The organism is Burkholderia sp. Se-20378 (genome assembly GCF_017104665.1).
Lineage (GTDB): Bacteria > Pseudomonadota > Gammaproteobacteria > Burkholderiales > Burkholderiaceae > Burkholderia > Burkholderia lata.
The window spans coordinates 1-12,346 of the sequence record NZ_JAAGPG010000244.1 but is presented as its reverse complement, the minus strand read 5'-3'; the positions used below and the strand labels follow the sequence as shown (position 1 = coordinate 12,346).

The following is a 12,346-nucleotide window of genomic DNA, read 5'->3' as shown; positions in this document are numbered from 1 at the left end:
CAGCGACAGCCGGCCGAAGAAGGACAGGTTGGATTCGGGCATGGGGTCTGGACTCCTGTGGGCTCGCGACATGGCGAGCGATCTTGCCTGGGCGCCCGGCGGCGGCGTGCGGATTGCGCACTGCCGCCGCCCGGCGCGTGATTCGGTCGCGCCCTCGCGGGTGCGGAAAACCCGTATTTTGCCCTGTGGCGGGCGAACCGGGCAGAAGTTGGGGGACAGAACATCGCGGCGCAGCGTTTTCGGCCGTGCCGGATGGCGCGTCAGGCGCGACCGGCCGCGATGCTGCGGCGCGTCAGCGCGGCTTGCGCCGCTTCGCGTGCTTCGCTTCGAATTCGCGCGACAGCATGCCGAGCGTGACTTCGCCGAAGCGGACGAGCAGCGTCGTCTCGGCCTCCTTCAGCGTGGCCGACAGGTGCGCATTGACGGCCTGCTCGACCAGGCATTCGGCCTCGTCGTCGGTGACGAGATCGGAGAACAGCGGCGGCTCGCCCACCGCGCGATAGACGTCGAGCAGCGTGATGTCGTCGAGCGCGACGCTCAGCACCCACCCGCCGCCATGCCCCTTCTCCGACTGCACGTAGCCACGGTCGCGCAAGCCGCCGAGCAGGCGCCGCACGACGACCGGGTTCGTGCACAGCATCGTCGCGATCGCTTCGGACGTCATCGGGCCGTCGACCTGGTCCATGTGGATCAACGCATGCAGCATGCGCGACAAACGACTGTCGGTTCTCACGAGCGGCGCTCCCCTCTCTCGAAACTTTTGAAGTTGCGTGAATGATACCATCGCCCTATCATGCAACTTCTCGTGTTTCATGAGTTGGCCGCCATCGAGGCACATCCGTCATTCACGCAGGTTCAGGAAAGGAGTGGGTGCATGCATGACCATCAAGAAGTGATCGTGATCGGTGGCAGCTTTGCGGGGCTGTCGGCGGCAATGCAGCTGGCGCGGGCGCGCCGCCGCGTGCTCGTGATCGACGCCGGCCGGCCGCGCAACCGCTTTGCCGCGCACGCGCACGGCTTTTTCGGGCAGGACGGCAAGCCGCCCGCGCAGATCGTCGACGAAGCCGCTGCGCAGCTCGCCGCGTATCCGACCGTGCAGCGAATCGCAGGCGACGTGCGCACGGCCGAGCGCGATGCGGACGGCCGCTTCCACGTGACGCTGGCCGATGGCAGCCGGGCGAGCGCCGACCGGTTGATCCTCGCGACCGGTATCCGTGACGAGTTGCCCGCACTGCCGGGGCTTGCGGAACGCTGGGGTGTCAGCGTGCTGCATTGTCCGTATTGCCATGGGTACGAGGTGAGCGGCCGGCAGCTCGGCGTGTTGGCCTCGCATCCGCTGTCCGTGCATCAGGCGATCCTGATTCCGGACTGGGGCCCGACGACATGGTTCACGCAGGGCGTGGCCGAAGCGAATCCAGAAGAAGCCGCGTTGCTCGATGCGCGCGGCGTGCGCATCGAGCGGTCGCCCGTCGTGGAAATCCTCGGCGATGCGCCGCGTATCGAAGCATTGCGGCTCGCCGACGGGCAGGTCGTGCCGATCGATGCGCTGTTCGTCGGCGCGCGTACGGCGATGGCGAGCGATCTCGCGCAACAGCTCGGCTGTACATTCGACGACGGCCCGCTCGGCCCGGTCGTGCGCGTCGATGCGGGAAAGCAGGCGAGCGTCGCCGGCGTATTCGTGGCCGGCGACGCGTCGACACCGATGACCAATGCGACGTTCGCGTCGGCGTCGGGCGTGATGGCCGGGGTTGCCGCGCATCGGTCGCTGATCTGGGGGCTGCACGCATAAGCGGACATGCAGCCGGCAGTGACGCGATGTCACGCCACGCGCGGCGCGGCATCCACCGCAGGCTGCGCGTCGGCTTCCGTGCTGCACTCCTCGAGCGAAATCCGCCGCGTTTCGCGCCCGTTGAGCCACCACAGGCCGGCCGCGAGCGGCCCCGGCAACGCGAGCACGAGCAACACGATCAGCGCGGCCGACGGCGAGCCGGACATCGTGTAGACGTTCGTCAGCATCAGCGGCGCGACCACCGCACCGAGCCGGCCGATCGCGACCGATACGCCAAGCCCCGTCGCGCGAATCCGCGTCGGCAGGATCTCGGACGACACGACGTAGCCCGAGATGTACGCCCACGTGACGCCGAACTGGATCAGGCAGTAACCGAGCACCATGCCGGGCAGTGCATGCATCGCGTAGATGAACACGATCGCCGCGACGGTGAACGTGTAGCTCACGAACAGCGACGCGCGCCGCCCCCACGCCTCGACCAGCACCGCCGCGACGATGCCGCCCGCGAGCGCCGCCGCGTTGCCGATCATGTAGTAGATCGGCATGTCCGTCGACGGCACCTTCATGTACGGCAGGATCACGAGCGCCATCAGCGACAGCACGCCGTACACGACGGCCGCCTGCGAGAAGTTCAGCGCCCCGGCGAGCGCGCAGCGCGCGCGATACGCGCCGAACAGCTCGCCGACGTTGCGCCAGAACGCGGGCGCCTGGTGCGCGAAGCGGGTCGGCGCATAGCGTTTCGTCAGCAGTGCGAGATCGGCCTGCGCACGCGGATCGCGCGCCGCGCTCGCGACGACCTGCTCGACGATCGCGTCGGCTTCCGCCACGCGCCCCTGCTGGATCAGCCAGCGCGGCGACTCGGGAATCACGCGGCGGATCCAGAAGAACACCAGCGCCATCGTCGTGCCGAGGCCGAAGCCCACGCGCCACGCCCACTCGGCCGGCAACTGGTTCAGCACGAGATACGACACGGCCGCCGACAGCAGCGCGCCGACCGGAAAGCCCGACAGGATCAGCGCGTCGGTGCGGCCGCGATGGCGCTTCGGAATGAATTCGCCCATCGTCGCGGTCACCGCCGAATATTCGCCGCCGACGGCCAGCGCCGTCATCGCGCGGAAGAACAGGAACGATTCGTAGTTCCACGACAGCACGGTTGCGACGCTGAAGAACGCGTACCAGAGCAGCGTCGCGAGAAACAGGCGCTTGCGGCCGTAGCGGTCGGCGAGATAGCCGAACGCGATCGCGCCGACCAGCATCCCGAACACCCAGATGCTGACCGCGAGCGAGCCCTGCGCGGCGCTCAGGTGCCAGTGCGACTTGAGCACGCCGAACACGCTGCCGATGATGTTGGTTTCAAATGAGTCGAGCGCCCAGCCGACGCCGAGCGCGACCAGCATCAGCGTGTGGAAGCGCGTCCACGGCAGGTTGTCGAGACGCGCGAGCGCATCCGTTTCGATCGGGTGAGACGGTTTCATGATGAGTGGCTCCTCGTCAGTGAAGCGCCCGTTCGGGCTGCTCCGGGCTGAAGTCCAGATGCGGAAAGCGCGCGCGCGTGCCGATGAAGTTGCGGCCGCGTGCGCCGTCGAATGCGTGATCCACGATTCGCGCCCATTCGTGCGCGTCGATCCCGTACGCGGCCGGGTGGCGCGCGACACCGAGCGTGTCGAGCAGCGCATCGAGCTGCGCGGGTGCAGACGCCGTATCGCCGAAGATCTCGCGCAGCGCGGCGTCGCAGGCATCGTCGACACCGAGCGCCGCCTGCATCACCGCCGGCAGACAGAACGAGCACGCGATCCCGTGCGCGACGCCGCGCGTGAGCGTGATCGCATACGAGATGTTGTGCGCGAGCGCCGTGTGCGTATTCGAGAACGCGAGCCCCGCGCGCAGCGCACCGAGCGCCATGTCGCTGCGGGCGCCGAGATCGTCGGGATGCGCGTTCACGCGGCCGAGACCGCTGATCAGCTCGCGCGCCGCCTGCACCGCGAGGCCGCGCGTGACGGGGTTCGCATGGATGTTCCAGATGCTTTCGAGCGCATGCGACAACGCGTCGAGGCCGCTCGCGAGCGTCGGCTGTATCGGCAGGCCGACCATCAGGCGCGGATCGACGATCACCGTTTCCGGATAGAGGTCGGGCCGCGACAGCGACAGCTTGCGTGCGTTGTGCGGATCCCAGACGGTCGCCCAGTGCGTCACTTCACTGCCAGTGCCGGCCGTGGTCGGGATCGCGACGATCGGCAGCGCGAGGCGCGCCGCGTCGTCGCGATCGGCGTCGGTCTCGCCCGACAGGATGCGCAGCACGCGCTCGAAGTCGCCGTGCTCGGCGGCGAGCACTTTCGCCGAATCGATCACCGAGCCGCCGCCGAGCGCGATCAGCACGTCCGGCTTGCCGGGCAGCGCGGCGAGCCGATCGCATGCACGCCGCAGCATCGGCACCGACGGGTTCGCCTCGACGCAATCGATCCGCGTGAGCGCCGGCCCGAGCTGTGCTTCGAGCCGGTCGGCGAGCCGCGCGAACACCGCGTCGGGATACGTGACGATCGCGTAGCTGCGGCCGGCGAGCGCGTCGCCCGCGCCGGCCAGCGCGTCGACGCCGAAGCGGATGCGCACGGGATTGTGGAAGCGCCAGCCGCTCATGCCGCGGCTCCCGCGAGCGTCGCACAATCATCAGTATGACGAATCATGTCATGGATCAACGGATCATCGAAATTCATGCTCACACCTGGATCGAATGGGGTTGAGCATCAGGTTAGGCATCCGCGATGACGCGTTCGTGATCGAAAATCCCGGTTATCGGCTATGGATCGACCGAAATTTTCGATGGATCGCCGCCGTGGCCCGGCGCGCGACCGGCCGCCTTCATGCATCGAGCGGCCTGCACCGCGCCACTGCATCGAAAAACGACGCGACCAGCCGGCTCTCGCGCCGCTCGCTCAGGCAGCACACGTGGATATGGGTCACCACCGGATCGCCGTCGATACGCAACGGCCGCAGCCGCGCATCCGGCACGTATTCGGCCTGCGACACCGTGCCGACGCCGAGCCCGCGCGCGACGGCCTCGCGCAGCGCCTCGCGGCTGCCGATGTCCATCGCGATGCGCGGCACCAGGCCGGCGGCCTCCATCGCATCTTCGAGCGCGCGGCGCGTCGTCGAGCCCGGTTCGCGCATCAGCAGCGGCTCGCCGGCCAGTTCGCGCAGCGTGATCGCGTCGCGCTTCGCGAACGGATGGGTCGTCCGGACGAACGCGATCACCGGAAAGCTCGCGTAGCGCTGCGTGAAGTAGCGCGCGTCCTCGAACGCGCGGGCCACCACGCCGACGTCGCACACGTACTGGTCGAGATCGCGCAGCACGGTTTCCGAATTGCCGAGCGCGACCGACAGGTGCATGTGCGGATGCAGCGCGTGATACGCCTCGATCATCTCCGTCACGTGGAACGGGCCGACCGCGCCGATCTTCAGCGAGCCGCGCTGCAGCGCACCGCTGTCGCGCAGCAGTGCGGCGGCGTCGGTCTCGTCGCTGCAGATGCGGCGCGCGATCGGCAGGAATTCGAGGCCGACCGCCGACAGTTCGACGCGCCGCCCGCGCCGGTGAAACAGCTCGACGCCGTGTTCCTGTTCGAGGGTCTGGATCTGCGACGTGATCGTCGTCTGGCTGGTGGACAGCGCGCGGGCGGCCGCGGTAAAGCCGCCGTGCTGGACGACGGCGATGAAGCTGCGAAGCTGGGTCAGGGTCATGAGGGTCGAACGATCGATCGGGAATTTCGTGCCAAATGCCGGGAGACATCGGGAAATCCAATGTATCGGCCGAATGTGACACGCGCATTCCTGTTGCCTCGATGGCTGCGACGCATGATATGCGGTTTAATGCCCGGCATCATCAGCATTAAGAGACACGAAATGCTCGACCTCGACGACCTTCGACTCGTCCGCGCGATCGGTACGTCGCGCTCGCTGGCCTCGGCCGCGCGGCTGCTCGATCTCACGCCGCCCGCCGTCACGATTCGCCTGCAGCGGATGGAAGCGCGATTGAACGCACGGCTCGCCGTGCGGCAGCCGAAAGGGATCGCGTTGACCGACGAAGGGCAACGGCTGTACCAGGAAGCCGTCGACATCCTCGAGCGCGTGGAGGCGCTGCCGGTCAGCATTTCGGGCGACCACGGCGACGTGCGCGGCACGCTGCGCGTCGTCGCGCCGCTCGGCTTCGGCCGCAAGTACGTCGCGCGGATCGTGCGCGACGTGCAGCGCGCGCATCCTAAGCTCGACATCACGCTCCACCTTTCGGAGAGCCCGCTGACCAGCGCATCGGGCGCCGACGTGGTCGTCCATGTCGGCAGCCTCAAGTCGTCGTCGTGGATCGGGTATCCGCTCGCGCCCAACGAGCGCTTTCTGTGCGCGAGCCCGGCCTACGCCCGTCGCATCAAGGAACTGAACCATCCGTCCGACCTGGCCCGCTACGACTGCCTGTGCCTGCGCGAAAACGACGAGGACATCCCGCGCTGGCGCTTCTCGCAAGGCGGCGACGTCAAGGGCGAACCGCGCCGGTCCGCCGTGATCCGCGTCAGCGGCGCGCTGTCGTCCAACGACGGCACCGTCATCACGGAATGGGCGCTGGCCGGGCTCGGGATCGTCGAGCGCTCCGAGTGGGACGTCGCGCCGCTGCTGGCGAATGGCAAGCTCGTCCGGTTGCTGCCCGACTGGCACCTGCCGGCCGCGCCGGTAACGGCGCTGCTGCCGTCGCGCACCGGCCGTTCCGCGCGGCAGCGGGTGTTTCTCGAAGCCGCGACGCGGTTCCTGAGCCCGCCGCCGTGGCGCGGCAACGCATGACCGAGTCACATTCCACACGCGGTCCGACTGATTAATTTGCGTTTAATGCCGGATTAGCGATGCGTTAAACCCGAGACTCATCGGCGGGCCTACAGTGTCCACATCGGCAACCCTCCGAGGCAACGCATCGTGGACCTTCAAACCCTCAACACCCCGGCCGCCCTGATCGACGTCGGCCGCATGCGTCGCAACATCGGCCGCATGCAGGCCCATCTGGACGCGCTCGGCGTCAGGTTCCGGCCGCACGTCAAGACCACCAAATGCGCACACGTCGTCGATGCCCAGCTCGCGGCCGGCGCGCAGGGCATCACGGTGTCGACGCTCAAGGAAGCCGAGCAGTTTTTCGCGCACGGTATCCGCGACATCGTCTACGCGGTCGGCATGGTGCCCGCGAAGCTGGGTCAGGCGCTCGCGCTGCGCCGGAAGGGTTGCGACCTGAAGCTGGTCGCCGACAGCCTGCCGGCCGCGCACGCGATCGCCGAATTCGGGCGCGCGCACGGCGAGCGCTTCGACGTGTGGATCGAGGTCGACGTCGACGGCCACCGCTCGGGGATTCCGCCCGACGCCGACCTGCTGATCGACGTGGGCCGCGCGCTGGTCGACGGCGGGATGGTGCTCGGCGGAGTGCTCGCGCACGCGGGCTCCAGCTACGAATACGACACGCCCGACGCGCTGGCGGCGATCGCCGAGCAGGAACGCAGCCGCACCGTGCGGGCAGCGGAGCGCCTCCGGGCCGCCGGGCTGCCCTGCCCGGTCGTCAGCATCGGCTCGACACCCACGGCCCTCGCGGCGGAACACCTCGAAGGCGTCACCGAAGTGCGCGCGGGCGTGTACGTGATGTTCGATCTCGTGATGCACAACATCGGCGTGTGCGACCTGTCCGACATCGCGCTGTCGGTGCTGACCACCGTCATCGGGCACCAGGAAGAGAAAGGCTGGGCGATCGTCGACGCAGGCTGGATGGCGATGAGCCGCGACCGCGGCACGCAGCGCCAGGCGCACGACTTCGGTTACGGGCAGGTCTGCACCGAACACGGCGACGTGCTCGGCGACTACGTGATGAGCGCCGCCAACCAGGAGCACGGGATCGTGTCGCGCGTGGGCTCGCCCGACGCCGGCATCGCGCAACGGTTTCCGATCGGCACCCGCCTGCGCGTCCTGCCGAATCACGCGTGCGCCACAGGCGCGCAGCATCCCGAATATCAGGCGATCGCCGAAGACGGCGGCGTGCAGACGTGGCCGCGCTTCTACGGGTGGTGAGCGAACCCGCGCGCCTGGGACGTTCCGTCAATTTATTGACTATTTATCCAAATCTGGACAAAATTTAAACCACCTCGATTCGCCTGGCGCCGAAAGCGCTTGCCCGACCATGCCGACAGACGCCCGACTCCTGCTGCTCGACCGCGATACCGTCGCCCCCGCCCTCCAGGCCGCGCAAGTGACGGCGGCGGTCCGCGAAGCCTTCGTGCTGCACAGTCAACGGGCCGGACGCGTGTTCCCGGTGGTCCGCGAGAAACTGCACACCGGCGGCGTGTTCGGCATCAAGTCGGGCGATGTCGCGAATCAGGATCTGCTCGGTTTCAAGGCGGCCGGGTTCTGGCCCGGCAACCGCGCGCTCGGCGGCGAACCGCATCAGGCCACCGTCGCGCTGTTCGACCCGGCCACGGGCCGACCGCTGTGCATCATGGACGGCAATGCGATCACCACCGCGCGAACCGGCGCCGCCGGCGGCCTCGGGCTGCAACTGCTCGCGCGTCGCGACAGCACGCGCATCTGCGTGTTCGGCACGGGCGTGCAGGCGCGCGTCCAGCTCGACTACGCACTCGGGCTGCTGCCGCAACGGTGCACGGTGCAATATGTGAACGTCAGCGGCGAGCCGGATCCGGTGTTCGAATCGGCCTTCCGGGATCGATGCACGATCGCCGTGGCGCGCGACCGGAACGATGCGGTGGCCAATAGCGACGTGGTCATCACGGCCACACCTGGCGGCGGCCCACTGTTCGATGCGGCGGCGGTTCAGCCGGGCACCCACCTGACCTGCGTGGGCGCCGATACCGCCGGCAAGCGCGAGCTTCCGGCCGGCGTGCTGGAGCGCGCACGCATCGTCGTGGACGATCACGACCAGGCGCGCAGCATCGGCGAGTGCCAGTGGGCGCCGGATTTGCCACGCACGGAAATCGGTGACATCCTCGCCGGAACCGCGACGGTCGACCGCGCACCGCACGAGATCACCGTCTTCGACATGACCGGGCTCGCGCTTCAGGACCTGACCGTCGCACGCTTCCTGTATCGTCAGGCCCTCGAAAACGGCACCGGAATTTCCATTCCGTGGCCCTGGTAAACGAAACTCCCCGTCAATCGCCATGCGCCTCACCCAAGTTTCCGCCCTCTCGTTCGACCTGGACGACACCCTGTGGCCGTTCGGGCCGTCCGTCGTACGGGCCGAAGCGACGCTTCGCACGTGGCTGATCGAGCACGCGCCCGGTACCGAGCGTGTGCTGCCCACGCAGCAGGCGCTGAGCGACTTGCGTGAGGAATACGAACGATTGTGCCCAGAGCTTGCCGGCGACTTCCGCGCGATGAGAATCGGCTCGATCAGGCTTGCACTGGAGCGGGCGAACGAAGATGTCGCGCTCACCGACCGTGCGTACGCAGCGTTCTATGCCGCGCGCAACCGGGTCGAATTCTATGACGATGCGTTGCCGACGCTCGCGTGGTTGAGCGCGCGGTTTCCGCTGATCGCGGTGACCAACGGCAACGCGGATCTCCGGCTGACCGGCGGCGGCGAATTCTTTCGTGCGACGCTCAGCGCGCAGGCGTTCGGCGTCGCGAAGCCGGAGCCCGGGATATTTCATGCGGCAGCGGAAACGCTCGATGTGCAGCCGGCGGAACTGCTGCATGTCGGCGACGATTATCACCTCGATGTCGTCGGCGCATTGAACGCGGGGCTTCAGGCCGCATGGGTCGTTCGCGATACGCATCCGGAAGCGGAGCGTGCGCAGCAGCAGGCCGCGACGTCGCACCTCACGCTCAGCGACCTGTCGACGCTGTGTCGCATGCTCGGCGGGCCTGAAGACGTCGCGTGAGCGCTTGCGTGCGCCGCGCTCGCGACGCACGCTTCGCCACCTTGAACGCGGCGAGACTGCCGCTCGCCGCCCTCACACACGTAGCGGTCGGCCATGCCCGTGCCGCACATGACCGACCGCCGCACGTTCACGCCGCCTTGCGCGCGTCCGCGATCCGCTGCGGCGCCTTCGGCCGCGCATACAGCCGTTCGAGATACGCACGCAATTGCGGAAACGATTCGATCAGGTTGCACTCGCCCGCCCAGTCGATCAGGTAAGCGGTCACGCAATCGGCCACCGTCAGCGTGTCGCCAACGATGAACTCACGCCCTTCGAGATGCTTGTCGAGGATCGCGGCCATCGTCCTGAAATCCTCGCGCGCCAGCTCGATATCGGCCGGCGAACGCTTCTCCGGCGGATAGATGAACGAGTGCCGCGTGATCCGCCACAGCGGCTGCTCGAGCTCCGTCACCGCGAACATGACCCACCGGTAAGCCTCGGCCCGCAGCGCCGGATCGACCGGCAGCAGCGCCTTCTCCGGGTACTTGTCCGCGAGATACAGCACGATCGCGGCCGACTCGGGAATCACCAGGTCGCCGTCCACCAGCACGGGCACCTTGCCGGCCGGATTGAGGCGCAGGAATTCGGGCCGCTTGTGCTCGCCCTGTAGCAGGTTCACCGAGATGAACTCGAAATCGGCATCCAGCTCCTTCAGCCCCCACAGCGCGCGTTGCGAGCGGGTGCCGGCAAATCCGTAAAGCTTCATCGCCAGTCTCCATCCAGAATGTCGGGAAAACTTCCGCATGCCGGCCACGGTGCATCGCCGATACACGACGCCTGGCCTCGCGTGTCGTTCACGCGCCGGGAATCGCCAGCACCGGCATCACGTCGATCGCCACACCCGGGAACAGCGTGAAATGCGGATGGCCTTCGAACAGCGCGGCCGCGGCTTCGTGCGAAGCCGCCCGCACGACGGTAAAGCCGCTCATCGCGTTCGCCGTGTCCTTGACGCCGGCCGCATCGATGGTCTTCGTCTTGCCGAGCGGCCCGCCCATCTCGACGATCGCGTCGCGATGCCGGTCGACCCAGGCATGCCAGGCGGCAATGCCGTCGCGCTCGCGCGTGCGCCGCTCCTCGTCCGGCAACGCCATCCAGGCCTTCATCGCCGGGCTATCCTTGGTCCCGAGAAATACCGCGAGATACAACTGCTGTTGAGCACTCATGCTGTCTCCTCCGGTGACGGACGCGACGGGCTGCCGCGCCTCGACCTTGACAAGATAGGTTGATATCAACACAATTGCAACATGGCACGAAAAGAAAAGCTCCCTTTCGAAACGACGCTGATGGTGCGCGATTGCTGCCTGTGCCTGCACATGCAGCGCGCGGCGCGCAATCTTGCGCGGATCTTCGACGATGTGCTGCGCCCGCTGGATCTCACCAACGGCCAGTTTTCGCTGCTGATGTCGCTGAACCGGCCCCGGCCGGCGCCGATGAAATCGGTCGCGTCGCTGCTCGCGATGGACCGCACCACGCTCACGGCCGCGCTCAAGCCGCTCGAGCGGCGCGGCCTGGTCACGATCATGCAGGATCCGGACGACCGGCGCAGCCGCCTGCTCGAACTGACGCCGGCCGGCCATGACTTGCTGGCCGAAGCGTTTCCGCTGTGGCAGCAGACGCATGCCGAGATCGAACGGCCGTTCGCACCGGGGGAAGTCGATCAGTTGCGCGGCCAGTTGCGCGCGTTGTCGGTCGATCCGGCTGAACGCGGCTGAACCCAACCGGCGCGCGGATCGCAGCGGCAAGGAGGCTTACTTCCGCCCCTTCTTCGGCAACAGCAACTGCGCGATTTCCTGCAGGAAGGCCACGGGCCCGTGCGCATGCAGCGCCTGCCCGCTGCTCAGCGCGCCGTCGATGACGGTCGCGAGCCGCAACGCGAAGGTTTCCGGTTCGTCGACGCCGATCGCCCCCGCCAGCTCGGTCAGCCGGCGCCGCAACTCCTGCTTGTGCGCGACGGCCACCTTGCGGGCCGGATGGTTGCCGTCCGCGTATTCGGCGGCGATGTTGATCTGCGGACAGCCGCGATAGCCGGGGCGCGCAATGCGTTCGCCGATCCATTGCAGTTGCGCATCCAGTTCCTCGCGCGGCGTGCGCCGGTACTGCGCGGCCACCGCATCCCAATGCGCCCAGAAATCGGCATCCTCACGCAGCAGGAACGCTTCGATCAGGTCGTCCTTGGTCGCGAAGTGACGATAAAGGCTCGTCTTCGCCACACCCGCCTGCGCGACGATCAGGTCCACGCCGACCGCGCGCGTGCCCTCCCGGTAAAACAGCTCGCTGGCCGTTTGCAGAATGCGTTCGCGCGTATCGGGCGCGTTCCCTGGTATGCCTGTTTCCTTTTTCATCCCGACCCGGCCTTGCTGGCCGCCCACTACTGCAACAGTGATCCGATCATAGCATCGCGTCCTTGACGACGCTACAGGTCTGCACTATAAAACAGACCGTTCTGTAGCGGAGTTGATCATGGATGATCGAATGACGGTTGCAGTCTATGGCGCCACGGGTCACACCGGGCGGTTTGTCGTCGCCGAACTGGCGCGGCGCGGCCTGCGCGCGATCCGCATCGGGCGCGATGCCGCGCGGCTCGCGGAGGACGGCGGTGACGCGACGCTCG

The 12,346-nt window shown here is 67.7% G+C and carries 13 protein-coding genes; 6 read left to right on the top strand and 7 right to left on the bottom strand.

Features of this window, described 5'->3' with window-relative positions; all coding sequences use genetic code 11:
• Positions 1-292 precede the first annotated feature (292 nt).
• Complete coding sequence (locus tag G3N93_RS23180) at positions 293-733, bottom strand: Rrf2 family transcriptional regulator (protein ID WP_206134036.1); 441 nt, start codon at positions 731-733, stop codon at positions 293-295.
• Positions 734-874: 141 nt separating this feature from the next.
• On the opposite strand from G3N93_RS23180, the gene G3N93_RS23175 reads away from it, so the two are divergent.
• Positions 875-1,789, top strand: coding sequence for an NAD(P)/FAD-dependent oxidoreductase (locus tag G3N93_RS23175; protein ID WP_206134035.1), 915 nt, complete (start codon positions 875-877; stop codon positions 1,787-1,789).
• A gap of 29 nt (positions 1,790-1,818) precedes the next feature.
• On the opposite strand, the gene G3N93_RS23170 is transcribed toward G3N93_RS23175, so the two are convergent.
• The 3 genes from G3N93_RS23170 to G3N93_RS23160 all read right to left on the bottom strand — a co-directional run bounded on the left by G3N93_RS23170 (position 1,819) and on the right by G3N93_RS23160 (position 5,521).
• Positions 1,819-3,264 (bottom strand): MFS transporter, encoded by a 1,446-nt coding sequence (locus G3N93_RS23170; protein WP_174938310.1) that lies wholly within the window; start codon positions 3,262-3,264, stop codon positions 1,819-1,821.
• A gap of 16 nt (positions 3,265-3,280) precedes the next feature.
• Positions 3,281-4,423 carry an iron-containing alcohol dehydrogenase PsrA gene (gene psrA / locus G3N93_RS23165; protein WP_174988425.1) on the bottom strand — a complete coding sequence of 381 codons (1,143 nt, stop codon included), beginning with the start codon at positions 4,421-4,423 and terminating at the stop codon, positions 3,281-3,283.
• 222 nt (positions 4,424-4,645) lie between these two features.
• On the bottom strand, positions 4,646-5,521 hold the full coding sequence (locus tag G3N93_RS23160) for a LysR substrate-binding domain-containing protein (RefSeq protein ID WP_174938306.1): 876 nt from the start codon (positions 5,519-5,521) through the stop codon (positions 4,646-4,648).
• 129 nt (positions 5,522-5,650) lie between these two features.
• Here G3N93_RS23160 and G3N93_RS23155 point away from each other — a divergent pair, with 129 nt between their 5' ends.
• The 4 genes from G3N93_RS23155 (at position 5,651) to G3N93_RS23140 (ending at position 9,696) form a co-directional block, all read left to right on the top strand.
• Positions 5,651-6,610 (top strand): LysR family transcriptional regulator, encoded by a 960-nt coding sequence (locus tag G3N93_RS23155; protein ID WP_374196501.1) that lies wholly within the window; start codon positions 5,651-5,653, stop codon positions 6,608-6,610.
• A gap of 129 nt (positions 6,611-6,739) precedes the next feature.
• The gene (locus G3N93_RS23150; protein ID WP_206134033.1) at positions 6,740-7,870 is read left to right on the top strand and encodes a DSD1 family PLP-dependent enzyme; all 1,131 of its coding nucleotides are present in this window, start codon (positions 6,740-6,742) and stop codon (positions 7,868-7,870) included.
• 109 nt (positions 7,871-7,979) lie between these two features.
• Positions 7,980-8,951, top strand: a complete 972-nt coding sequence (locus tag G3N93_RS23145; protein WP_206134032.1) for an ornithine cyclodeaminase family protein — start codon at positions 7,980-7,982, stop codon at positions 8,949-8,951.
• A 22-nt stretch (positions 8,952-8,973) separates the two neighbouring features.
• Positions 8,974-9,696, top strand: a complete 723-nt coding sequence (locus G3N93_RS23140) for an HAD family hydrolase (RefSeq protein WP_206134031.1) — start codon at positions 8,974-8,976, stop codon at positions 9,694-9,696.
• A gap of 127 nt (positions 9,697-9,823) precedes the next feature.
• On the opposite strand, the gene G3N93_RS23135 is transcribed toward G3N93_RS23140, so the two are convergent.
• Complete coding sequence (locus G3N93_RS23135; RefSeq protein ID WP_174938297.1) at positions 9,824-10,441, bottom strand: glutathione S-transferase family protein; 618 nt, start codon at positions 10,439-10,441, stop codon at positions 9,824-9,826.
• An 88-nt stretch (positions 10,442-10,529) separates the two neighbouring features.
• A complete protein-coding gene (locus G3N93_RS23130; RefSeq protein ID WP_011356150.1) occupies positions 10,530-10,898 on the bottom strand; it encodes a hypothetical protein in 369 nt (122 codons plus the stop codon).
• Between the two features lie 81 nt (positions 10,899-10,979).
• On the opposite strand from G3N93_RS23130, the gene G3N93_RS23125 reads away from it, so the two are divergent.
• Positions 10,980-11,447 carry a MarR family winged helix-turn-helix transcriptional regulator gene (locus G3N93_RS23125; protein ID WP_174938295.1) on the top strand — a complete coding sequence of 156 codons (468 nt, stop codon included), beginning with the start codon at positions 10,980-10,982 and terminating at the stop codon, positions 11,445-11,447.
• Between the two features lie 36 nt (positions 11,448-11,483).
• On the opposite strand, the gene G3N93_RS23120 is transcribed toward G3N93_RS23125, so the two are convergent.
• On the bottom strand, positions 11,484-12,077 hold the full coding sequence (locus G3N93_RS23120; protein ID WP_174988449.1) for a TetR/AcrR family transcriptional regulator: 594 nt from the start codon (positions 12,075-12,077) through the stop codon (positions 11,484-11,486).
• Positions 12,078-12,346: the final 269 nt, after the last annotated feature.